We start from the raw sequence: 23,476 nt of genomic DNA, 5'->3' as shown, positions 1-23,476 counted from the left end.
AACAAATTTAGTATATATTTATGAAGAACAGCTCTAATTACCTATTGATTTTAAAGCATCTCCTAAGGGTATTTTGTTTCCATCTTTAAATGCTACAATAAAACTAGATGGGTATCCGTTTTTCTTCGCTTCAGATTCAAAACCTTTAACTTCCTCGTAACTAGATGTGTTACCATAATAATACTTATATAAACCTGCTGTTTTTATACTTGAAACTGAATGCAGACCATTAAAATTATAGGGCTGATTTTCAATAAACTTAGAACTCGCCGCAATTTGTACTTTAAATACAATACTTGAATCAATTATAGGTATTTCTTTATTTTCTATGGTTTGCGAAGATACTTCTTCAATTACATTTTCTACCGGCAAATAACCATGTACACTTTTATCTAGACCTTTTTTATATTCTAATATAGCATTAAATATTGCTTCCGAAATTTGTTGTTGTCCTTTAGATGAATTCAAATAGGCGCCTTCTTTTTTATAACTCAAAAAACCGGTTTCAACCAATACACTAGGCATCACTGTTTGATGTAATACAATGAATCCAGCTTGCTTCACCCCGCGATCTTTTCTTTGTAAAGTATTAGTGAAGGCCTTTTGAATAAGACTAGCCAGCATGATGCTTTGGTCTAAATACTCCTCTTGACTTAATAAAATACTCATCACCGATTCTGGAGAATTTGGATCAAATCCAGCATAATTTTTTTCATAATCCTCCTCCATAAAAATCACAGAGTTTTCCTTCTTCGCTACTTCAAAATTTGTGTTATTCCTGTGTGTTCCTAACACAAAAGTTTCCGTTCCATGCGCTGAAGATCCATGAGCATTACAGTGTACCGATACAAATAAATCGGCATTGGCTTCGTTTGCTATTTTTCCGCGAACAAACAAATCGATAAATTTATCGCTCTTTCTTGTGTAAATAACCTTAATATTTGGATTCTTCTCTAATAACTCGCCTACCCTAAGTACCACCTTTAAAGCAATCTCTTTTTCTTTAAATCCATTCCCCATATTACCAGGGTCATGACCACCATGTCCTGCATCTAGAACAACGACAAACTTTTTATTAGGTTGTTCGTTATCTGCACGTACAAACGATGCACATGTTAATCCCATTATAATTAATACGAAATGTAATATTTTATGCGTTTTCATCTGATAAATCCTATTTTTACTAACTGGCAACAACATATAAATGAATAATAATTTAATATCTAATAAACTCAAATACAAGGTCTTTTATTTAGACTTAAACAATTAAAAATCTAAATTTATTGCTCAATCGAATTGAGAACCTTTTTTAATTTTTAATTTTTATTGATAATTAAATCAATCCCAAAAAAATATATGTAATTTTGGCTTTTCAAAAACCGAGCCATTCCGTTACAAAAATACATTTAAAAGCGTTGCGTACAAACAACTTTAAAATACTTTTTGCACTAAGTTTTACAGTGTTTATCAACACGTTTAGCTTCGCTCAAGACATCCCTAAAAAGGAACAAAAAATTGACCGTAAAGTTATCGATCCTGCTGAAAGAGATACCACCGTCGTGTCTATTGATAGCCTTGCTACAACCGAACTTTCTGAAAAAGCCCAAGACTCTACCTTTACAGATTCTATTAAACCTAAAAAAGATTTTTTAGAACACATCGTAAATTATCACGCTGAAGATTACTCTAAATTCAACCAAAAAGAGCATAAATTATATCTGTATAATGATGCTAAAATTGTTTATGGAGACATGAACATTACGGCAGGCGATATCACAATCGACTATGTAAAAAACACCGTTTACGCTAAAGGTATTACCGATTCTCTAGGTGGTTATACACAAAAACCAGTGTTTACTCAGGGTAGTAATGTTGTTGAACCAGATTCTATTCTTTTTAACACTAAATCGAAAAAAGCGCTTATTTATAACTCCAAGACCGAACAAGGTGAAGGAACCGTTATCTCTAAAATCACAAAAAAGGAAAACGATTCTGTTTATTTTGTGAAAGACGCTAAATACACAACAGCTCAAGATCTTGAAGATCCAGATTATTACATTAAATTAAGAAAGGCTAAAATAGTACCTGGAAAAAAGATCATTACTGGCTTAGCCAATATCTTTATATATGATGTACCAACCCCTGTAGGCTTACCATTTGGTTTCTTTCCTCAAAGTAACAAGCAAACTTCTGGTGTTATCATTCCTACTTTTGGTGAACAAAGTGATCGAGGGTACTTTTTACAAAACGGGGGGTACTATTTCGCAGTGAGTGATTATATCGATTTAACTGTTTTAGGAGATTATTATACGAATGGAAGTTATGCGGTTCGGTTAGAAAGCAGTTATGCGAAACGCTATAGATATAGAGGTAATTTTGGCTTTCGATATGAAAATATAATTTCAAGCGAACGTGGTTTTCCTGATTACGCAAGTAGTACAATTTATAACTTACGTTGGTCGCACAGTCAAGACTCTAAAGCCAACCCTAGCTCTCGATTTTCAGCTTCTGTTAACTTAGGTAGTAGTCAGTATTACCAAATATCAAATAATCAAGTTAACGTAAGTAATCGTTTAAACAACACATTATCCTCTTCAGTTTCATATTCAAAAACCTTCCAAGGTGAGCCGCAAGTAAATTATAGTGTAACTGCCACGCATTCCCAAAATTCGCAAACAGAAGTTATAAATATGACTTTACCAACCTTTCAAGGAAGTGTAGGTAGAATGTATCCGTTTGCCTCAAAATCAGGATCAAAGAAAGGTATCATTCAAAACATTAACTTACAGTACAATTTACGAGGTGAAAATAGAATTGAAACAACAGATTCTTTATTCTTCAAAAAAGAAATGTGGGATGAAGCAAGAGCTGGTTTTCAACATACCATACCTTTAACAACCAATTTCAAACTATTTAAATATTTTAGTTTAAGTGCTGGTTCTAGTTATAATGAGGTTTGGACTTTTAAAACCGTAAACAAATACTACGATTCAGTTAATGAAGAGGAAGTTGAAGAAGATGTAAATGGGTTTGACTCGTTTAGAACCTATAACTTTAGCACCAGTATGGGAACAACTGTTTATGGTATGTTTAATTTTGAAAAGGAAGGCGAAGATCGCAAAATTAAGGCTATTAGGCATGTAATGAGACCATCGATAAGCTATAACATTAACCCATCTTTTGACCAATATTATGATACTTATGAAGTTGTTGATGCCGATGGAAACACAAGTGCAGACGTTGAATATACCCGATTTGAAAACAGTATTTTTGGACAGCCCAATAAAACCTTTTCAAGTGCTGTAGGGTTAACGCTTTCTAATAATTTAGAAGCTAAGGTACGTGATAAAGACAGTACGGCTACTGAAGCGAAAAAGGTTGTATTACTAAATAACTTAAACTTCTCAACCTCCTATAATGTTGCAGGAGATTCTCTAAAATGGAGTCCAGTACGTATGAGTGGTGGTACGCAACTCTTTAAAAATCAACTTAGCATTAACTTTGGCGCAACTTTAGACCCTTATGCTTTAGATAACAACAATAAAAGAATTGAAAAATTCAATATTGATAATGGAGGCAGCTTATTTAGACTAACAAGCGGTAATTTAACTGCTAGCTGGTCGCTTTCCAACAAAGGCAGAAGCGCCGCTGAAGATGGTTTAACGGATAAAAATATAGATGAAAATTTACGTGGCGGCGGTCGTGATGATGATTTATTCGGTGTTTCTGAAGATTTTGCTACTAAACAAAAGTCTAATGATAATGAAGATGAAGAAAAGGAACCCTCAGAATTTTATCGTCATAAAATACCTTGGAGCTTAAGGCTTGCATACGCAGTAAACTACTCCAATTCGCAAAGGCAAAATGAAATATCATCACATTCCTTAATGTTTTCTGGAGATATTCAGTTAACAGACAAATGGACTATTGGGGCATCTTCTGGTTATGATTTCAAAAACTTAGGATTCACTCCAACGCAACTGCGTTTTGAACGTGATTTATTAAGCTGGCGTATGAATTTTAGCTGGACACCTTTTGGGGATTATAAATCATGGAATTTCTTTATTGGAATTAAATCGAGTATCTTACAAGATCTTAAATACGAAAAACGTAGACAACCGGATATCAACCTATAATACGTTAAATTATATTGTTTGAATTCGTTCCCTAACTGTTTTAAAAACATCTATATGAAAACTATTATTACAACTCCAAACGCACCTGCTCCTATAGGCCCTTATAATCAAGCTATTTTAACGGGAAATACATTATATACTTCTGGTCAAATTGCTATTAACCCAACTTCTGGAGCACTTGTATTAGATGATATAAAATCTGAAACAGAACAGGTTATGAAAAATGTTGCTGCTATTTTAAAAGCCGCTGACATGAATTTTTCAAACGTCATTAAGTCTTCAATATTTATAAGTAATATGAATGACTTTCAAAAAATAAATGAAGTTTACGGAAGTTATTTTGATGATCAAATTGCTCCAGCCCGTGAAACAGTACAGGTGGCTCGTTTACCAAAAGACGTTAACGTCGAAATTAGCGTTATTGCAGTCAAATAGCAGTAGTGCAATAAATTGAGTTATCTAATTTAGATTTGAATAACTGATTAATAATTCTTTTAGTTTAATAACTTCAATAGGTTTGGCCAAAAAATCATCTATACCGGCTTCCTTAGCCTTTATAATGTCCTCCTCAAAAGCACTTGCGGAAACCGCGATGATAGGTGTGTTTTTTTGGGCATATTTGTTCGTAGATTTTATGAGCCTTGTTGCTTCATAACCATCCATATCAGGCATGTAAATATCCATGAAGATTAAATCGAAATCTAAAATTTTATACAACTCTACCGCCTCTAAACCATTTTTAACAAAAGTACAATCGGCACCTTGTCGTTCCAAAAGCGCTTTTATAACCTTTTGATTTGTTCTATTATCTTCAGCTACTAGAACATTTAGCTTGTTTAAAATAATAGGCTTAGGTTCTGCCAAGTCACTTTTAATGTTTAAAGTCTTTTTTAGCTGTAAACTAAAATAAAATGTAGAACCTTCATTCTCTTTACTTTCTATTTTTAATTCTCCTCCCATAAGCTCCACAAGCTTATGCGAAACTGAAAGTCCGATGCCCCCACCTCTATAATCACGTAATAAATTAGATTTTGATAAATCGTTTTTGTTATTGAATAAGAATTTCACTTCGTCGTGACTCATACCAACACCTGTGTCTTTAATATAAAACGTTAAAAAAAGACTATCGTCTGCTCCGATAGTTTGATCAATAGTAACAGTAACCTTTCCCGAATTCGTAAACTTAATGGCATTATTAATGAGGTTAATTAATACCTGTTGAATTTTAGCAGAATCGGCTACCACCAAAAACTTGTCGTCATTTTCCGAAAGAAATTTATATTCAAAAGCCAATCCCTTTTCTAAAGCTTGAAATTCGAATACTTTTAAAAGCTTCAACAAATCTGCTTTTAAATCGATTGCATTAAGGTTTAACTTAAATTTCCCACGTTCAACTACGGCATTATCGGCAATCATGTTAACCAACTGAGAGATATGCAGGGAAGAGTATTCAGCAATTTCAACTTCGGCTAATTGGTCAGACTCTAAATTGGCCTCCTTCAACATGTTTAACATCCCCAAAACTGTGCTTAATGGCGTACGAATTTCGTAACTCATATTAGCCAAATAAATAGATTTTTGATCGGCGACTGTTTCTGCAATATCTAAATTTCGTTTTAACTCATCAACACGAAATTCTAAGTTAGATTTAACAACATCATTTTTTAATTGATTTTTAAAAAAATATTGTAGTCCGAACACTTGAAAAACAGCAATTACGAATAAAATTCCAGCAGCACTTTCTATGTATATTTTTTTCTCAAGAAAAAGAAATCCAATAATAAGAATAGACAATATACTTAATGAAATCATAAACGATAGTTTGTACCTAATTTTAATTGATTTCAAGAATTTTGGAGCTACCCTCATAGAACATGGCTTTTAACAAACATATCTATAATTTACAAATTAACAAAACGATTTATGGCTATTAAATCGACTATGTATGCTAAAATTTGTTAATTTTAGTTTTGGTAAAAAACTTCATACATATTAACGAATGAGAATTGAATACGATATTAAATTAGGGTTTAAAGATGTTATGATAAGACCTAAAAGGTCAACTTTGAAGAGTCGATCGGAAGTAAGTCTAGAACGCGAATTTAAATTTCTGCATAGCACTTTAACTTGGTCTGGAATTCCAATAATGTCTGCTAATATGGATACAGTAGGTACTTTTGAAATGGCCTTAGCTTTATCTGAAAAACACATATTCACAGCTATTCATAAGCATTATTCAATAGAAGATTGGAAAATTTTTACTGAAAATGCCCCAATTGGTATTGAAAACTATATTGCTGTAAGCACTGGAACGAGTGAAAAGGACACTGAAATGCTATCTAAAGTGTTTGAAGTTCTACCTGAGTTAAAATTTATTTGTATCGATGTTGCCAATGGTTATTCAGAACATTTCACAGCATTCGTTCGTAAAACAAGAGCTCAATTTCCTAATAAGATAATTATAGCTGGTAATGTGGTTACTGGTGAAATGGTGGAAGAGTTATTAATCTCGGGAGCAGACATTGTAAAAGTAGGTATTGGACCAGGCTCTGTGTGTACAACACGTGTAAAAACAGGGGTTGGTTACCCGCAACTTTCTGCAATTATTGAATGTGCTGATGCTGCTCACGGATTAGGAGGTCAAATTATTAGTGACGGTGGTTGTACCACACCTGGTGATATTGCAAAAGCCTTTGGTGCTGGAGCCGATTTTGTGATGCTGGGAGGCATGTTAGCTGGACATGACGAAAGTGGCGGAGAGATTATTGAAAAAAACGGAGAAGTCTTTAAAAAGTTTTATGGTATGAGCTCGGCTACTGCCATGGAAAAGCATGTTGGTGGTGTAGCTGAATACCGGGCAAGCGAAGGAAAAACAGTAGAAGTTCCATATAAGGGTCCAGTTGAAAACACCATTCAAGATATTTTAGGGGGGTTAAGAAGTACTTGTACCTATGTTGGTGCTTCTCGATTAAAAGAGCTTACTAAACGTACTACTTTTATTAGAGTAAATGAGCAAGAAAATAGGGTTTACGGTGGGTGATGGTTAATAGTCCTTTTTATAGTTTAGTTTATATTTTTCAGTCGCAGTCGCAGTTTTCAGCTAAACTTTTCTTGAATTAAAAATAATCAACACTATTTAAGGAAATTTGTTTTTTTTGGTCAACAGTCAACAGTCAATAGTCAATAGTCAATAGTCAATAGTCAATAGTCAATAGTCAATAGTCAATAGTCAATAGTCAATAGTCAATTTACAGCACTTTACCCGTGGATCCAAATTTACTTGCTGTTAATTCAAAAACATAATCAGGGTTTAAAAGGGATTCTTCTTTTCGGTGTGAAACATACAAAATGGCTGTTTTACTTTCTGAAGCTATTTTATTTACTAACTCAGAAAATATTTGTGCATCAGCATCATCTAAACCATTGGTGGGTTCATCTAAGATAAGTAATGGTGGATGTTTCACCATAGCACGTGCTATTAAAACTAAGCGTTGCTGCCCTACTGATAAAGAAAGAAAATCTTTATGTTTCACTTCAAATAATCCTAACAATTTAAGCCAATCATGAGCGATAAATTTTTGTCTTTCTGTTGGAAACCTATACAAACCAATAGAATCATAAAATCCTGAAAGTATCATTTTTTCTATAGAGTCTAAACGACGAAATCCACGCAAGATTTCTGCAGAAAAATGACCAATATTATTTTTGATATCCCAAACCCGTTCACCACTCCCCTTCTGCATTCCAAATAGAACAATATCCTGTCCATATGCTTTTGGGTTATCTCCTGTAATTAACGTGATTAATGTACTTTTTCCTGAGCCATTAGGACCTATTAACTGCCAGAACTCTCCAGATTTAATTTCCCAACAAATGTCTTTTACAATAACACGTTCGCCATATTTAATGGTAACCTCATTAAATTTCACTAAAGATTTAAAAACTTTAGTTACTAATTTTTCAGGGTTTGGTAAGTCTTGTATTAGAATTTTATTCGTAGAAGCGGTTTCAATACTTTCAATCTTTTTAAAAATCTTGTTCTTTAACTGAAAAATGTTTTCAATAAAGGGTAGCAAGTCCCGTTTACGGGTTAAAATTTGAACAATGGTAATTGTCTTACTAAGTTGAAGCAACGTTTGTACAATAGCCGATTGAGATTCAACATCTAAACTATCAAACACATTATCTACAATAATATATTCGGGATTTAGCGCAATAATATGTTTAAGAAGCGCTTTTTTTCGTTCTCCTTCAGAAGCTTGTTTTAAACTATTTTTATGAATGGTTTCAACGTCAAACTGTTCATGACGAATTTCTTCTTGAATGAATTTATTTAAGGTAATTTCAGAGAATAGCGCACCTTTAAGGTTACTGAAATTAATATCAAAATTACCTTTTTGAATACTTTCAATAACTTGACCTTTATCTTCTTTATTAGAAATATAAAAAGAGACATGAGGTATCAACATATTGAAAGGCTACTTTTAAAGAATGAAATAACCCTATAAATCTTTGGTGTGAAAAGGTACTAAACCTTCAATTGGTCTACGCTCAAAGTTACCAACTGTAAAGCCCATTTCTTCTGCAACTGCTCTAATTTCATCTTGAGCAAAAAAGGCTATTGACCCTGCAAAGTGAACAGGTACTGTTTTAAGCTCTTCTTCAAATTGAAAAATCATGTTTTTTGCAAACAATCGGATACCATCTTTAATCAAATTAATGATGTATTCTGAATCTTTATTTAAGAACATAAACTCTGCGAAGTTTGCTAGATAAGCGTTCGCATTAGGTTGTTTATAAATGTTGTATTTAATATAATCTGACTCCAAATTAAACTTGGTATCGAAGGCATGCTTTACAGTAACTGGCATATGATTAAAATAATAATCTCTAATTAATTGCTTACCGTAATAATTTCCAGAGGCATCATCCATTAGAATGTAACCTAATGAGTTAACACGTTGATGAAGGTGTTCGCCATCATAATAACTACAATTAGACCCTGTTCCCATAATACAAACCACGGCTGCTTCTGTGGGTGTATTAATAGTCGCGTAAACCGCTGCTAAAGTATCTTCATTTACTTCTACCTGGGCATTAGTAAACATTTCTTGCAATACGCCTTTTAATAAAAGTTTCGGATTTTCAGTACCACAACCGGCACCGTAGAAAAACACATGAGTAACTTCCTCTCTATGCTTTTTTAACTCCTTACTTCCTTTAATAATTTTAAAGAGTTTCTTTTCGGGTAAAATAGCTGGATTCAGACCCTTCGTACGAATCTTTTCTAACAATTGGTTTCCATTACTATCTACAGCTATCCAATCAGATTTTGTAGAACCACTATCAACAATTAAAATCATAAGTTTAGAGATAAAAAAACTCCACAGAATACTGTGCTAACACACAACAACTCTGTGGAGTTATTATTAATAAATATAAATTATTTTACTGATGCAATGTGTTGTGCTAAATCAACTAATTTAGTTGAGTAACCAAACTCATTATCATACCAAGATACTAATTTAATAAAGTTATCATTTAATGCCATACTTGCATTAACATCGAATGTACTTGTTTTTGGTTCAGATACGAAATCTTGAGAAACTACACCTTCTTCAGTATATCCTAAAACACCATCTAATTCATTTTCAGAAGCTTCTTTTAAAGCTGCTTTAATCTCATCCCAAGAAGCACTCTTCTCGATACGACAAGTTAAATCTACTACAGATACATCAACAGTTGGTACTCTAAAAGCCATACCTGTTAATTTTCCGTTTAATTCAGGAATTACTTTACCTACAGCTTTAGCAGCTCCAGTTGAAGCTGGCACGATGTTGTTTAAAGATGCACGACCTAATCTGAAATCTTTCTTAGATGGTCCATCAACAGTAAATTGTGTTGCCGTTGCAGCGTGAACTGTAGTCATTAAACCTTCTACAATTCCAAATTTATCATTAATTACTTTAGCTAAAGGAGCTAAACAGTTTGTTGTACATGATGCGTTAGATACGATAGTATCTGCTGCAGTAATTTGCTTATGGTTCACTCCCATTACAAACATTGGTGCATCTGCAGATGGTGCAGAAATAGCTACTTTTTTAGCTCCAGCAGTAATGTGCTTTTGTGCGCCTTCTAAAGTTGTGAAGATACCTGTACAATCTAAAACAACTTCTGCTTCAACAGCATCCCATTTTAAATCTTCTGGGTTACGTTCTGCAGTAATTCTAATTTCATTTCCATTTACTACTAAATTTCCGTTTTTAGTTTCAATAGTTCCATCAAATTGCCCGTGTACAGAATCATATTTTAATAAATAAGCTAAATGATCAACATCTAACAAATCATTAATACCTACTATTTGAATATCAGGTCTAGAAACTGCAACTCTAAAAGCAATTCTACCTATTCTACCAAATCCGTTAATTCCAATTTTTAATTTTGACATAATCGTATATATAAATGTTAAGTGCTCATGATATCTGAGACACGCAATAATTCTAAATTTATTTTTGTTTTACCCTTAATGGCACTATCTAATGGTGTTAATTCCATTTTACCATTTTTAAGACCTACCATGTAATTACTCTGTCCGTCTAGCATGGCTTCTACAGCTTTTACTCCCATTCGACTCGCTAATACACGATCGAAACACGAAGGTGCGCCTCCACGTTGCATATGACCCAGAACAGAAACTCTTACATCGTAACCTTCCATATTTTCATCAACGTAGTCTTTAAGTTCAAAAATATTTTTACCTATTTTATCACCTTCAGCAACGATCACAATACTGGAAGATTTCCCAGACTTTCTACTTTTATTTAAAGATTCGACTAAACGTTCTAGTCCTAAATCTTCTTCAGGAATTAAAATCTCCTCAGCACCACCAGCAATACCACAATTTAATGCAATATGACCAACATCACGCCCCATAACCTCTACAAAAAACAATCGGTTGTGTGAACTCGCTGTATCTCTAATTTTATCTATGGCATCAACTACCGTATTTAGAGCCGTATCGAAACCTAAAGTATGTGTTGTTCCAAAAATATCATTATCGATAGTTCCTGGTATTCCCATTACTGGGAAATTAAATTCTTGATTAAAAATTAGTGCTCCTGTAAAAGATCCATCTCCTCCAATAACCACTAAACCATCAATACCTTTATCTTTTAAACTTTTATAAGCCTGCTCACGACCTTCTTTTGTTCTAAAATTTTTAGATCGTGCAGATTTCAACATCGTTCCTCCCTTATTGATAATCCCTTTAACGCTTCTAGCATCTAGTTCTAAAAAGTCTCCTTCAATAAGACCTTCATAGCCACGATATACACCAAAACATTCTATATGGTGGTAAGCACACGTTCTAACTACAGAACGTATAGCTGCATTCATTCCTGGAGAATCTCCTCCAGAGGTAAGAACGGCTACTTTTTTAATTGTATTTGGCATTCATTTTCTTATTTGTTCTTGTAAAATTAAGAAACAAAAACCATATCTCTATAACATAAATCACATTTTAGCATACAATTAAAACTACAACGTTTTAGTTGACAACTAAAAATATAAGAATCTCAAAACGACCAAAAATGACTCACTTTAGTTGTCTTATTCTTCCTTAATCGAAATGTAATTTGGCAGAACTTTTTCTTTTTTATCTTCTGCTTTTTCAGCTTCAATATCAACCTCTACTGACTCCGATTTTTTTAATATTTCCTGAATGAGCTCCCTAAAGGTATCAAAATCTACGCTATAAGCTACACCAATACCTTGAGTATATCCAATTTTTTCTCCAAAATTTCGAATACTATTTTCTCGATTAAACACATTTGCAGTTAAATTTCCATCTTCATTAAGAAGAAAAGCGATTTCAACATCACCAGCAACAACAGATTGTGTAGCACCACTACCTCCAACAGGCACTCCTACTTTTCCATTTATTATAACACGATCACTAATTTGAGTTTGTAAGGTTACCCCAAAACGATCATCTGTTTGATAATCGGGTCTGTTTTGTCCAGATTCGTAATTTAATCCAATATTTAATTTACTGTCTTCACCTGTAAAAAAACCATTAATTATACCATTTAACCTTTCAGCAATGGTTCCAGAGAAATTAAGATCACTTAAACCACTAGAAAATGATGCTGTAGACAATAAATATAAGGCTTGATTTTGTTTATCTTCTTTAGACTGCAATCTATAGTTCAACTCCGATTTAACCGTTGAATTCACATTAGGAAACTCAAAACTAAATTCTGGCTCAGGTTGTTCTAAGTCTCCTACTAAGGCTATATTCAATTCAACAGGAATGCTTCTATTAATAGGTGTATCTAATAATGGAGACGGGTTCGCCCTTGTTTTATAAGTAGCCAACATATCAATTTGAGCTTTTAAGGGGTCGCCTTCCCAAGCAATGGTACCACCAGGTTGTACAATGAATTCTTTTTGAACTAAACCGCCATACGCAAAATTATAAACCCCTTCAAACACTGAGAAATCTCCCCACATATTAAATTTACCATTGGTATTAATTTCGACAAGTAAACCGCCGCTTCCACGACCTTTTAAAGAGTGTCCTGTACTTTTATCAATAATAAGTTGTACTTCAGCATCTTCAGTAACGTCTAAATCAAAATCAAGCTCCAAACCTTTAATTTCTTTAAAAACGATCTCCACACCCTGTTCCTTTGCCATTTTCTCTTCTTTGGTAATAAAACGCATATAGGAATTATCTCCAAAAGATTCTGAATCGCTCAAAGGAATATTAAAAACCGTTCCTTTTTTTGTTTCTCCTATAACATTTATTACCAGTTGTTCGGTTGGCCCGTAAATACTCGCACGACCTCCAAGAAACCCTGTTCCGAAATAAAGGGACTCTTCTTCCTCTTTGGTATCTAAAACTACTAAATTATCTGTCGTAATATCTAGGCCTAAATTCCACTTAGAAAAATTCTCATGACTAATAGTCCCTTTGAACACCCCTTTAGATTGGTATTTCGTATCTGTAATTTTTATATTATTAAATTGAAAAGTTTGATTGTTAAGGCCAACCGATGAATTTTCCGCGAAAGCGTAATCCACGTTTAAATATGGTATGCCTAAACCTGCTTTATTTAATAGTAATTTACCGTTAATTTCTGGTTCTTTTAAATTGCCCACCACTTGAACACGTCCTGTAGCTTCACCACGAATATTTGACAAAACACCTTGCAACAAAGCATTCAAGGGGTCTAATTTAAAATCATCGAAGTCTAGGTTAACATCGATAGCTGCTTGTTTTTTAACCACGCTAATTTCGCCTTGAGCGTGAAAAGATTTGGCTAAATCATTTTTTATAGAGGCATCTACTTGATAATTAGTAAGTGACTCATTCCCTTTGATTTTTGCATCAAAGGAGCCAAGATCAAATTCATTAATCTTCAAACCGTTTACAACAATCTCTGAGGATGGTAAATAACTACCATTTTCCTGTAAAACTTCAAGTTGCCCGTTAACTCTACCTTCAAACTTTAAACTGTCTAATTCAGGTAAAATCTTATCTAAATCTATATTTACAAAATCTAGTTTTATGTCCTTCTGAGTTGAATCTTTTATAAACCCGGATAGATTAATAATTTCATCTTCGTGATTTACCTTAAATTTTTCTAAGCGTAAATGGGCTAGCTTCTTATCGAAAACTATTTTATGAAAATTATCGTCTATTTCATTGATATGCCATTTATGGTTTTTAATAGTGAAATTTGATTTCTTAAACCCTACAACCGATTCGTTTTTATCATTAATAGTATGGTAAAAGTTTAAGTTGAAATTATCGTCGTTACGCTTGCCTCCAACAATTTCAGCACGCATAAAAAGCGTATCATTTAAGGTCACGTTTATCAAATTAAATTTTGATAAATTATAAAATTTTGTATTTAAACTATCAGCCTCTATATAGGTATCAAATAACGGATTGTCATTATCTACTTGTAGTTCAACATTATCTACAAAATAATCATCATATTCTATTTTTGGTGATTTAAACATGAGTTTAAATTTGCTTTCATCACTCTCAACCCGACCACGAATAAAGGTGTTTTTAGCAAGTTTAACTTCTGGATAAAGCACTTCTACAATTTTATTATATATCTTGAAATTAAAATCAATATACTGCTTCTCTACCACCTTGTCTCGTGTATAGTTGGAATAATCGTATCCAATGGCATTTTTAAATAATTTTTGCAAATCTCTTAATACAAAACGCCCATTTAAATCGCCTTGAATGATGTCTGGAGAATTAAAAGACAAATAGCGCTTTTCGCCTTCAAACCTAGAGGTTACTACAAATTTATCAAAAGCATAAGTATCGTTTTCATTCTCATAAACGGTATTACTAAAAATGATTTTACCAAAAGCATCATCTACACTACCGGCATTCATATTCATATTTACTTTACTTTTCAATATGGAAATGCTATCTCTTTTTATAAAATTTAGCGTTTGTAAATCTGCATAATCTACAACGGCTTCGAAATCGTATTTTTTTACTTCTTCTGAAAAATCTACAAGCCCTAAAAAATTCATTTTTAAATTAGAATCGTTAATCATTAAATTACCATCGAAAATATTATTCATAACATTTCCTGCAATTTTAATCCCTTCGTAGTTGTAGTTGTTATATTCTAATTGAAAAATATCACCTTTTATTTGTGTATCAATTTTTTCGGCGGTAAAACCTTTTCCGTTTACATCAATATTTAAGGAGCCTTTCCCTACTTTAGGTGCATTCAGAAAAGAACCAAAATCAAATTCATTTACAATAATGTTTCCTTTATAAGAACCATTATCGATATCGTTAATTTTATCTATTTCTAGGTTAGAATCTACAAAACCGATATCTGTAAAAATCTTAATATCGGCGACCACTTTTTTCGAAGTAATTACCGTGTTTCCCATAATATTAAACATCCCTACTCTATCGAACGATGACGGAATAGAGCGTCCTAAAATACCTGGAAGTAAATGTGTTAAATCTGAGTAGGTTGATGATAAACTTCTAAATTTACCATTCATATAGAAATTATCATCCTTTGCATTAAATAAATTTCGAAATAGAATATCGCCATCTACATGTGTTCTATCGCTTGTAGAAAGTCTTAAACCGGTCATCTTTAAATTATTCAAGGTACCTGAAAGATCAACATCGAATTTAGCGTGTATGTTTTGTCCGAATTCATCATAAAAACGATTCAATTCATCCAAAAGCACATTAGAACCTTTAAAACTAGCCTCAATATTTACTTTATCTGTAAAATACTGTAAATCCTCACGCTTATATAAAAACTTCAAATCACCATTTAGAACTGAATTTTCTGTTTTTATTTGAAGATTTGCAAAGGTCATATCGCTTAAAGTGTAAGCGAAATTGGTCATCATGTTTTTTACAACAACCCCTCTACTATCTACAAAAGATAATGTGTTTATTCTGGTACTTACATTGCTACCATCAATCAATAAATTGGTACCATTAATATTTAGATCATTTAAATAAAGCATTTTTGAAGTCTCTCTGTTTTCATCTGCTAAACTAAAAACCGAGTTATAAATAGAAACATCACTAGAAGAAAGCAAAAATTCACTACGTACTTTTTCAGGATTATCTCTTTCAAATCGTTTTACAAAAATATCTAGATTCGTTTCTCTTTCACCCTCATAAGTTTTAACATTAAAGTGGAGGTTTTCAATATCAACATCGCCAAAAACTAAATTTCCATTGAATAAATTTCTAACACTTAAAATGGAGGTGTTTAATTCTGCAGCACTAAAAAGTGTATTTTTCTTATAATCTTCAATATAAATATCTTTTAATTCAATATCTCCATTAATTTGCATGCTTAGCCGATTAACATAAATATGTGTATTGTACTCTTCATTTAGGCGTTCAGTCGCATATTTCCCCAAGCGTGTTTGCACATATGGAATGGATAAAATAAGCACCAAAATGATGAATAGCATTAAAAAAATGCCTGCTATTTTAGATAGTATTTTAAGAAACTTCTTGATAACTGATAAAATTACAACTTTATTAACGATAAACTCTTTTACTTACTAAAGATACAGATGCAAACATCAATTTTAAGCAAATCGATATATACTTCTTTACGTTTTTATTAAAAAAATAAATGAGTAGTTTTGTGCTTGCGAATAAAACGTTTATTCGATGTAAAATTAACAATTATTGTGCCCAATAGAAATTAATGGCTTCAGAAAATATATATATACTAGGAATTGAGTCTTCCTGCGATGATACAGCGGCCTCGGTATTAGTTAACGGTAAGATTTTAAGCAACGTTATTGCTAGTCAAAAAATACATGAAGAATACGGTGGTGTGGTACCAGAATTGGCCTCACGAGCACATCAACAAAATATAGTTCCTGTAATACATCAAGCTTTAAAAAAAGCAAATATTACAAAGGAACAACTTCATGCTGTGGCTTTTACAAAAGGCCCAGGGCTTATGGGCAGTTTACTTGTAGGAACCTCTTTTGCAAAATCTTTGGCTTATGGTTTAAATATTCCACTAATAGATGTGAACCACATGCAGGGTCACATTTTAGCACATTTTATAGATGAAGAAGGTTTTGAAAAACCACCATTCCCGTTTTTAGCGATGACGATTTCTGGAGGACACACGCAAATTGTTAGGGTTGATAACCACTTTGACATGACCGTTATAGGCGAAACTATAGACGATGCTGTAGGTGAAGCCTTCGATAAAAGCGGCAAAATTCTAGGATTAGGCTATCCCGCAGGACCCGAAATTGATAAACGTGCTAAATTAGGTAACCCAAAAGCATTTAAATTTACTAAGCCTAAGGTTGACGGACTCAATTTTAGTTTTTCTGGGTTTAAAACGGCTGTTTTATATTTCATTCAACGTGAAGTAAAAGAAAATCCGAATTTTATTGAAGAGCACTTGAATGATATTTGCGCTTCCATTCAACACACGATCATTGGTATTTTAATAGACAAGCTTAAACTAGCATCAAAAGAAACAGGTATAAAGCATATTGCGATTGGCGGTGGTGTTTCTGCAAATTCAGGTATTCGTCAAGCTTTAAAAGATGGTGAACAAAAATTTGGCTGGACTACCTACGTACCAAAATTTGAATTCACAACCGATAATGCAGCTATGATAGCCATCGTGGGTTACTTAAAATATTTAGAAAGTGACTTTGCCAAACAAGATGTTGTAGCTTCAGCAAGACTTAAAATTTAAACCTTTAAAAAAAAATAATATAACCTAGCCCCAAAACCCCAAACCTATGATTAAAAAACTACTTACTCTTTTATTTTTTATTACTATTTCATCTTTTCATGCGCAGACATCGGTTAAAAAAGAATTAAAAAACATTGAAAACCCTGAGCAAGCCGATGAATATTTAAAATCTAAAAAATCGAAGAAGAATAAATTAATTACTTTTAATGAAGAAAAACATAAAACGGAACTAGCCACCAAACTTTTTAAAAAGAATGTTGGTAGCACGGAAGTTGTTGATCGCGAATACGAAAAGATTTATTATAAAATCATGAGTAAAACAAGTAACACCTATAATCGCGTGTCATATATTTACCTTAATGGTGCTAAGTACGATTTAAGCGAAATAAATTCAGTGAGGGCTAAAATTATGGCAAACTATAAAGATGGTGCGCCTTTTGAATTTTTAGTTAAACAGTATTCCATGGATGCTCGTGCTGAAAAAGGTGGTGATACCGGTTGGTTTACTAAAGGTAAATTAGATACTGCCTTAGAACAAAGTTTTACAGGTAACAATCATGAATTAAACGAACTGTACACGGTAGATTTACCAGAAACAAATAGATATTACGTAGTTTTAAAAACACATGAGCCTAAAGAAATTTCAGAATTACAAGTTTTAAAAGTTACTGAAAGAAAATAAAAATGCAACTTTTCTATAACCCAGAAATAAACGAAACAACTACTCAGTTGTTATTTGATAAAACGGAGAGCAGACACATTGTAAAAGTGTTACGTAAAACTGTTGGGGACATTTTGCACATAACAAACGGAAATGGTTGGTTGTTTACGGCAGAAATCGCTTTACCAAACATTAATAAATGTGCAGCCAACATCATTTCTAAAACACAGCAAAAACCACGAGATTTCAAATTACACCTGGCTGTTGCTCCAACAAAAATGAACGATCGTTACGAATGGTTTTTAGAAAAAGCTACCGAAATTGGTATTGAAAGCATCACGCCTATTATTTGCGATCATAGCGAACGTAAAATAGTAAAAACAGAGCGTTTTGATCGTATTTTACAATCGGCCATGAAGCAATCATTAAATTGCTATTTACCGCAATTAAATGCGCCTATAAACTTTAAAGATTTTATAGAACAAGACTTTTCAGGCGAGCTTTTTATTGCACATTGTGAAGAAACCAATAAGAAATCCTTAAAGCAATTGCTAAACCCCAATACAGATGTTACTATTTTAATTGGGCCAGAAGGCGATTTTTCGACTAAAGAAATTGAGTTAGCATTACAAAACAAATTTATTCCTATAACTTTAGGAGAAACCAGGTTAAGAACAGAAACTGCTGCTATTGTTGCCTGTCATTCTGTAACTTATACAAACGAATAATTAAACATGAGGTTATTTTTTATTTTTAGTTTCTGTTTACTTTCTTTCGGGATTTTTGCTCAGGATTTGGCTATTTTAAAGTACAAAGGCGGTGGTGATTGGTATGGTAACCCAACAGCTTTACCAAACTTAATTCAGTTTTGCAATAGCAATATAAACACTAAAATAAACCCGAAACCTCAAACCGTAGAAACAGGAAGTTTGGATATTTTCCAATATCCGTTTTTACATATGACAGGACACGGAAACGTATTTTTTGATGAAAATGATGCTGAAAACCTGCGCAATTATTTAATTTCTGGAGGTTTTCTTCATATCGACGATAATTACGGCATGCAACCCTACATCTCAAAGGAGTTAAAAAAGGTATTTCCTAATAAAGATTTGCTTGAAATCCCTACTAATCATGCTATTTTTAATATTGAATATAAATTCCCAAATGGTCTGCCAAAAATCCATGAACATGATGGTAAGCGCCCGCAAGCTTTCGGTATTTTTCAAGACGACCGCCTAATCCTTCTTTTTACTTATGAAAGTGATTTAGGGGATGGTTGGGAAGATCAAGGCGTACATAACGATACAGAGAATGTTCGTGAAAAAGCACTAAAAATGGGTGCTAATATTGTTAAATATGCTTTTGAAAATTAATAATTTAAGATCCGTTATAATTTAAATGCAGCTCAACCACTACAATACAAACTTCGAAAAACGTACTTTTCCTATCACATTGGTTTGCGACAACGTTACTAATGCTCCAAACCTTGGAAGTTTATTTCGAGTTGCCGATGCTTTTGGTGTTGAAAAAATAATTTTATGCGGACAAAATATCACGTTAGGACGCAAAATGGCAAAAACCTCAAGAGCTACGGAAAAATTTGTTCCTTACGAAATTAACGAGTCGGCTACAGCGGTTGTTGAAGGTTTAATAAATAAAGGTTATCAAATTATCTCAATTGAAATTACGAATGAAAGTGTTCCCATTCATCAATTTGAATTTTCAAAAGCACAGCCTATCGCTTTTGTTATTGGTGATGAAAACTTTGGTGTTTCAGAAGCTATTTTAAAGATTTCTAACCAAATTCTTCATATAGATATGTTTGGACAAAACAGCAGTATGAATGTTGTGCAAGCTACAAACATTGCTTTATACGAAGCTACTAAGCAATTACAATAAACAATTTTCTATTGTTATTTTATTTGATTAGTTTTACTTCCTTATCAAAATTCATAATTTGAAATCAAAAACTATTTCGAGCGGTATTGTAAGAGCTGTACTAACCTTAGTTGCATTAGGTATATTTTTATTTTTCCTGTACGAGGTACGTTTTGTAATCGCTTATATCGCTATTGCAGCGGTTACCGCTTTAATCTGCAGGCCATTAGTGCAATTTTTGGAGCGCATGCTTAAAATTGAGAAAAACATTGCAGTTATCATTACCATCTTCATGCTATTAGGAGTAATGATTGGTCTTGGCGGATTATTTGTTCCATTGGTTGTAGAACAGGGGCATAACTTATCTTTATTAGATATTAAAAAACTTGAAGCCAATGTGGAACATATCTATTCTGATTTTGTTTCAAATTTCAACCTCGAAGGAAATCAACTTGCAGAATCTTTCAAAGGTATTAAGTTTTTAGAAAAACTAGATTTCTCGTTTATACCAGATGTTCTTAACTCTATTGTAAGCGGTTTAGGAAGCTTTAGTATTGGTCTTTTTTCTGTATTATTTATAAGCTTCTTTTTCTTAAAAGATCGTACTTTATTAGAAAATACGCTTTTAATTTTGGTTCCAGAGCATAGAGAAAATCAGTTTAGAAATTCATTTTTAAAAATTAGAAACTTACTCTCAAGATATTTTGTTGGACTTATTTGTCAGATTTCAATCTTGTTTATCATTTACATGACTGGTTTACTCGTTATAGGCGTTCAAAATCCCATTGTTATTGCCTTTTTATGTGCCTTACTAAATTTAATTCCATACGTAGGACCGTTTATAAGTATCATATTAATGATGACACTTACCATGACGAGCAACATTGGTCATGAGTTTTTCGCATACATTTTACCTAAAACTTTCTGGGTATTAGTTGTGTTTATGATTGGACAACTTATTGATAATTTTGTAAGTCAGCCTATTATTTTCTCAAAAAGCGTAAAATCACACCCTCTAGAAATATTCTTAATCATTTTAGTTACAGGAATTTTATTTGGTGTTGTTGGTTTAATCATTGCAATTCCGGCCTATACGGCTATAAAAGTGATTTTGAAAGAATATTTGTCTGAGAATAGAATCGTTAAGAAATTCACCGAAAATATTTAATTAAAACGTTGAACCCTAAGATTCTAAATACTGAAATTCAGAGTTTCATTACATCACATTTGAAATCTGATGTTTCTTCACTTTTACTAAAAGGTGTTGATTTCCAAGATGTCGATATCAAAGAAATCGTTGAGCAGATTGAGGCTAAAAACCGCTGTACATTCAAGCTATCAACGTGGTTTAAATGTGAAAATATTTACTTTCCAAATAAATTAAACATTGAACAAACCTCTTCTGAAATTACAGCCCAATATAAAGCACAGCTTATTTCTGGAGACTCAATAATAGATTTAACAGGTGGCTTTGGCGTAGATTGTTATTATTTTTCAAAACAATTTAAATGTGTTACACATTGTGAAATAAACTCGTCACTTTCTGCGATTGTAAATCATAATTTCAAACAATTAAAAGCAGAAAACATATCAACGATTACAGGTGATGGTATTGCGTATTTAAAGACTTCAAAAAGCCGTTTTGACTGGATTTACATCGATCCTTCTCGACGCCATGATAGCAAGGGTAAGGTATTCTTTTTAAACGACTGTTTGCCAAACGTACCTGAAAATCTTGATTTGCTTTTTAGTCATTCCAATAACATTCTTATAAAAACATCTCCACTACTCGATTTAACCATTGGTATAAACGAGTTGAAACTTGTAAAAACCATTCATATTGTTGCTTTTAACAATGAAGTAAAGGAATTATTATGGGTTTTAGACCGAGATTTTACTGATGAAATAAGCATTAAAACGGTAAACCTAAAAAAAGACAGCAATGAAGTGTTTAATTTTGTTTTAAGTGATGAAAAACGAGCTAACTCCAACTATAGTAAACCACAATCCTTTCTATACGAACCTAACGTCTCTGTATTAAAAGCGGGAGCCTTTGAAAGTGTTTCAGAACAACTAGATATTTATAAACTCCACAAGCACTCCCATTTATATACAAACGATAGATTAATAGAATTTCCGGGAAGACGCTTCAAAATTGAACAGGTTTTTCCTTTCAATAAAAAAGAGATTAAGAAATTAGGTGTTTCAAAAGCAAATATTACCACTCGCAATTTCCCTGAAACCGTTCAAAACATCCGTAAAAAGTTCAAAATAAAAGATGGCGGTAACCGCTATTTATTCTTTACCACAAATTTCAATGATGAAAAAATAGTGATTATAACTTCTAAAGTCTAAACGCTCTGAAGTTTATAGATCTGATTTAAAACTTCAATCACTTGGTTATGAATACGGGTTCCAAAAGCTCTATTTTTACTTTTTACATAAATTTCAAAATAGATATCCTGCCTATTAGACTGTATTAAACGAACTGATAAATGTCCAGAGGGGAAATACACTTTTAAACCATTAGAATCGTCCTGCAAATACAATTCAAACTCTCCACTCACCCAATTTAAGTACTTATTATACATGAAAAGATTAGGCACAACACCAATTTTTGAGGCTTCTAAGTCCGATTTACTATCTTCTGTTTTCTTTTCTAAATTCATAACTAACACCGGCATTGCAAGAACTTTATAATTGATTTTTTATAATATTATCTATCGGGCTTTTAACAAAAACCCCAGCTTCTATACCTCTAGCGTTAAGTGCTTTTTTTATGTAATCTTGCCCGAAATAAGCAATAGAACCAACAAAATGTACAGGCACACTTTTTAATGTTTCTCTGTAACGTAATACATGATTTTCTACAAAAACATTCATACCGTTTTGTAGCAAATCCTTAATAAAGGGATGTTCTTCATGTTGAAACATAAATGGCGCAAAAGAAGCTAAATATTTATTTGGTCTTGCCGATTTATACAAACCTTTTATAACGTCCTTTTCTTTCAGATTAAAACTTTCTGAAAATGCAGTTTTTAAATCACTTGGCATCGTGTCGTAATAGTAACTCTTTAAAAGTTCCTTTCCGAAGTAGTTTCCACTACCCTCATCCATAAGCATGTAGCCCATAGACGGCGCTTTTAAATGAATATTTCTACCATCAAAATAACAGCAGTTTGATCCTGTACCTAAAATACATACCACAGCAGGCTCCTTTGTTGTTGCCATAACCGCGGCCATAGTGTCTTCACTAGAATACACGATGGCATTTGGGAAATAATTACCTAAAATGGTATTTACTTTTTTCTGATTTCTTTTGGTACCACAACCTGCTCCAAAAAATTTCACATCGGTAACAACCTCTTTAATATTACCAAGATGGGTACTGCTCGAAATGATTTTTTCAAATTGCTTTTTAGATAAAATTGCAGGATTTAAACCTTTTGTTTTAATTCTAATAGGTGCGTTATTTTCCTTTGAACATAAAATCCAATCACACTTTGTAGAACCGCTATCTGCTATTAAAACCATGA

The 23,476-nt window shown here is 32.8% G+C and carries 19 protein-coding genes; 10 read left to right on the top strand and 9 right to left on the bottom strand.

The window, feature by feature from the left end; translation table 11 throughout:
• Nucleotides 1-33: 33 nt before the first annotated feature.
• Complete coding sequence (locus Q4566_RS03760; RefSeq protein ID WP_303418390.1) at nucleotides 34-1,164, bottom strand: N-acetylmuramoyl-L-alanine amidase; 1,131 nt, start codon at nucleotides 1,162-1,164, stop codon at nucleotides 34-36.
• 200 nt (nucleotides 1,165-1,364) lie between these two features.
• On the opposite strand from Q4566_RS03760, the gene Q4566_RS03755 reads away from it, so the two are divergent.
• Nucleotides 1,365-4,136, top strand: a complete 2,772-nt coding sequence (locus tag Q4566_RS03755; protein ID WP_303418389.1) for a putative LPS assembly protein LptD — start codon at nucleotides 1,365-1,367, stop codon at nucleotides 4,134-4,136.
• 54 nt (nucleotides 4,137-4,190) lie between these two features.
• A complete protein-coding gene (locus Q4566_RS03750; protein WP_303418387.1) occupies nucleotides 4,191-4,571 on the top strand; it encodes a RidA family protein in 381 nt (126 codons plus the stop codon).
• 24 nt (nucleotides 4,572-4,595) lie between these two features.
• On the opposite strand, the gene Q4566_RS03745 is transcribed toward Q4566_RS03750, so the two are convergent.
• Entirely contained in the window at nucleotides 4,596-5,948 is a 1,353-nt protein-coding gene (locus Q4566_RS03745) for a response regulator (RefSeq protein WP_303418385.1), read from the bottom strand.
• A 187-nt stretch (nucleotides 5,949-6,135) separates the two neighbouring features.
• On the opposite strand from Q4566_RS03745, the gene Q4566_RS03740 reads away from it, so the two are divergent.
• Nucleotides 6,136-7,176 (top strand): GMP reductase, encoded by a 1,041-nt coding sequence (locus Q4566_RS03740; protein ID WP_303418383.1) that lies wholly within the window; start codon nucleotides 6,136-6,138, stop codon nucleotides 7,174-7,176.
• Between the two features lie 208 nt (nucleotides 7,177-7,384).
• On the opposite strand, the gene Q4566_RS03735 is transcribed toward Q4566_RS03740, so the two are convergent.
• The 5 genes from Q4566_RS03735 to Q4566_RS03715 form a co-directional block, all read right to left on the bottom strand.
• Complete coding sequence (locus Q4566_RS03735) at nucleotides 7,385-8,605, bottom strand: ATP-binding cassette domain-containing protein (RefSeq protein WP_303418381.1); 1,221 nt, start codon at nucleotides 8,603-8,605, stop codon at nucleotides 7,385-7,387.
• Nucleotides 8,606-8,638: 33 nt separating this feature from the next.
• Nucleotides 8,639-9,499, bottom strand: a complete 861-nt coding sequence (locus Q4566_RS03730; protein ID WP_303418379.1) for an N-acetylglucosamine kinase — start codon at nucleotides 9,497-9,499, stop codon at nucleotides 8,639-8,641.
• Nucleotides 9,500-9,579: 80 nt separating this feature from the next.
• The gene (gap, locus tag Q4566_RS03725) at nucleotides 9,580-10,584 is read right to left on the bottom strand and encodes a type I glyceraldehyde-3-phosphate dehydrogenase (protein WP_303418377.1); all 1,005 of its coding nucleotides are present in this window, start codon (nucleotides 10,582-10,584) and stop codon (nucleotides 9,580-9,582) included.
• 17 nt (nucleotides 10,585-10,601) lie between these two features.
• Nucleotides 10,602-11,588, bottom strand: coding sequence for a 6-phosphofructokinase (gene pfkA, locus Q4566_RS03720; protein WP_303418375.1), 987 nt, complete (start codon nucleotides 11,586-11,588; stop codon nucleotides 10,602-10,604).
• A 156-nt stretch (nucleotides 11,589-11,744) separates the two neighbouring features.
• A complete protein-coding gene (locus tag Q4566_RS03715; RefSeq protein WP_303418373.1) occupies nucleotides 11,745-16,133 on the bottom strand; it encodes a translocation/assembly module TamB in 4,389 nt (1,462 codons plus the stop codon).
• A 242-nt stretch (nucleotides 16,134-16,375) separates the two neighbouring features.
• On the opposite strand from Q4566_RS03715, the gene tsaD reads away from it, so the two are divergent.
• The 7 genes from tsaD to Q4566_RS03680 are packed head-to-tail and all read left to right on the top strand — an operon-like array spanning nucleotide 16,376 to nucleotide 22,295.
• Nucleotides 16,376-17,398 carry a tRNA (adenosine(37)-N6)-threonylcarbamoyltransferase complex transferase subunit TsaD gene (tsaD, locus tag Q4566_RS03710; protein ID WP_303418371.1) on the top strand — a complete coding sequence of 341 codons (1,023 nt, stop codon included), beginning with the start codon at nucleotides 16,376-16,378 and terminating at the stop codon, nucleotides 17,396-17,398.
• A 46-nt stretch (nucleotides 17,399-17,444) separates the two neighbouring features.
• Nucleotides 17,445-18,080: a peptidylprolyl isomerase gene (locus Q4566_RS03705; protein ID WP_303418369.1), complete on the top strand. Its 636-nt coding sequence runs from the start codon at nucleotides 17,445-17,447 to the stop codon at nucleotides 18,078-18,080.
• A gap of 2 nt (nucleotides 18,081-18,082) precedes the next feature.
• A complete protein-coding gene (locus Q4566_RS03700) occupies nucleotides 18,083-18,787 on the top strand; it encodes a 16S rRNA (uracil(1498)-N(3))-methyltransferase (RefSeq protein WP_303418367.1) in 705 nt (234 codons plus the stop codon).
• Nucleotides 18,788-18,793: 6 nt separating this feature from the next.
• Nucleotides 18,794-19,435 carry a DUF4159 domain-containing protein gene (locus tag Q4566_RS03695; RefSeq protein ID WP_303418365.1) on the top strand — a complete coding sequence of 214 codons (642 nt, stop codon included), beginning with the start codon at nucleotides 18,794-18,796 and terminating at the stop codon, nucleotides 19,433-19,435.
• A gap of 25 nt (nucleotides 19,436-19,460) precedes the next feature.
• A complete protein-coding gene (locus Q4566_RS03690; RefSeq protein WP_303418363.1) occupies nucleotides 19,461-19,961 on the top strand; it encodes a TrmH family RNA methyltransferase in 501 nt (166 codons plus the stop codon).
• A gap of 58 nt (nucleotides 19,962-20,019) precedes the next feature.
• On the top strand, nucleotides 20,020-21,108 hold the full coding sequence (locus Q4566_RS03685) for an AI-2E family transporter (protein ID WP_303418361.1): 1,089 nt from the start codon (nucleotides 20,020-20,022) through the stop codon (nucleotides 21,106-21,108).
• An 8-nt stretch (nucleotides 21,109-21,116) separates the two neighbouring features.
• A complete protein-coding gene (locus tag Q4566_RS03680) occupies nucleotides 21,117-22,295 on the top strand; it encodes a THUMP-like domain-containing protein (RefSeq protein ID WP_303418359.1) in 1,179 nt (392 codons plus the stop codon).
• On the opposite strand, the gene Q4566_RS03675 is transcribed toward Q4566_RS03680, so the two are convergent.
• Nucleotides 22,292-22,609 (bottom strand): hypothetical protein, encoded by a 318-nt coding sequence (locus tag Q4566_RS03675; protein ID WP_303418357.1) that lies wholly within the window; start codon nucleotides 22,607-22,609, stop codon nucleotides 22,292-22,294. The genes Q4566_RS03680 and Q4566_RS03675 overlap by 4 nt on opposite strands.
• A 25-nt stretch (nucleotides 22,610-22,634) precedes the next feature.
• Complete coding sequence (locus Q4566_RS03670) at nucleotides 22,635-23,474, bottom strand: N-acetylglucosamine kinase (RefSeq protein WP_303418356.1); 840 nt, start codon at nucleotides 23,472-23,474, stop codon at nucleotides 22,635-22,637.
• Nucleotides 23,475-23,476 lie beyond the last annotated feature (2 nt).

Source organism: Tamlana sp. 2_MG-2023, from assembly GCF_030548465.1.
Classification (GTDB): Bacteria; Bacteroidota; Bacteroidia; order Flavobacteriales; family Flavobacteriaceae; genus Pseudotamlana.
This window is presented reverse-complemented; position numbering and strand designations above follow the sequence as displayed.

Bases quoted from the DNA above. Each gene is read 5' to 3' on its own strand.
- Q4566_RS03760 (WP_303418390.1), bottom strand. From the start codon at position 1,164: ATGAAAACGCATAAAATATTACATTTCGTATTAATTATAATGGGATTA.
- Q4566_RS03750 (WP_303418387.1), top strand. From the start codon at position 4,191: ATGAAAACTATTATTACAACTCCAAACGCACCTGCTCCTATAGGCCCT.
- Q4566_RS03745 (WP_303418385.1), bottom strand. From the start codon at position 5,948: ATGATTTCATTAAGTATATTGTCTATTCTTATTATTGGATTTCTTTTT.
- Q4566_RS03740 (WP_303418383.1), top strand. From the start codon at position 6,136: ATGAGAATTGAATACGATATTAAATTAGGGTTTAAAGATGTTATGATA.
- Q4566_RS03735 (WP_303418381.1), bottom strand. From the start codon at position 8,605: ATGTTGATACCTCATGTCTCTTTTTATATTTCTAATAAAGAAGATAAA.
- Q4566_RS03730 (WP_303418379.1), bottom strand. From the start codon at position 9,499: ATGATTTTAATTGTTGATAGTGGTTCTACAAAATCTGATTGGATAGCT.
- gap (WP_303418377.1), bottom strand. From the start codon at position 10,584: ATGTCAAAATTAAAAATTGGAATTAACGGATTTGGTAGAATAGGTAGA.
- pfkA (WP_303418375.1), bottom strand. From the start codon at position 11,588: ATGCCAAATACAATTAAAAAAGTAGCCGTTCTTACCTCTGGAGGAGAT.
- Q4566_RS03715 (WP_303418373.1), bottom strand. From the start codon at position 16,133: ATGCTATTCATCATTTTGGTGCTTATTTTATCCATTCCATATGTGCAA.
- tsaD (WP_303418371.1), top strand. From the start codon at position 16,376: ATGGCTTCAGAAAATATATATATACTAGGAATTGAGTCTTCCTGCGAT.
- Q4566_RS03705 (WP_303418369.1), top strand. From the start codon at position 17,445: ATGATTAAAAAACTACTTACTCTTTTATTTTTTATTACTATTTCATCT.
- Q4566_RS03700 (WP_303418367.1), top strand. From the start codon at position 18,083: ATGCAACTTTTCTATAACCCAGAAATAAACGAAACAACTACTCAGTTG.
- Q4566_RS03695 (WP_303418365.1), top strand. From the start codon at position 18,794: ATGAGGTTATTTTTTATTTTTAGTTTCTGTTTACTTTCTTTCGGGATT.
- Q4566_RS03690 (WP_303418363.1), top strand. From the start codon at position 19,461: ATGCAGCTCAACCACTACAATACAAACTTCGAAAAACGTACTTTTCCT.
- Q4566_RS03675 (WP_303418357.1), bottom strand. From the start codon at position 22,609: ATGAATTTAGAAAAGAAAACAGAAGATAGTAAATCGGACTTAGAAGCC.
- Q4566_RS03670 (WP_303418356.1), bottom strand. From the start codon at position 23,474: ATGGTTTTAATAGCAGATAGCGGTTCTACAAAGTGTGATTGGATTTTA.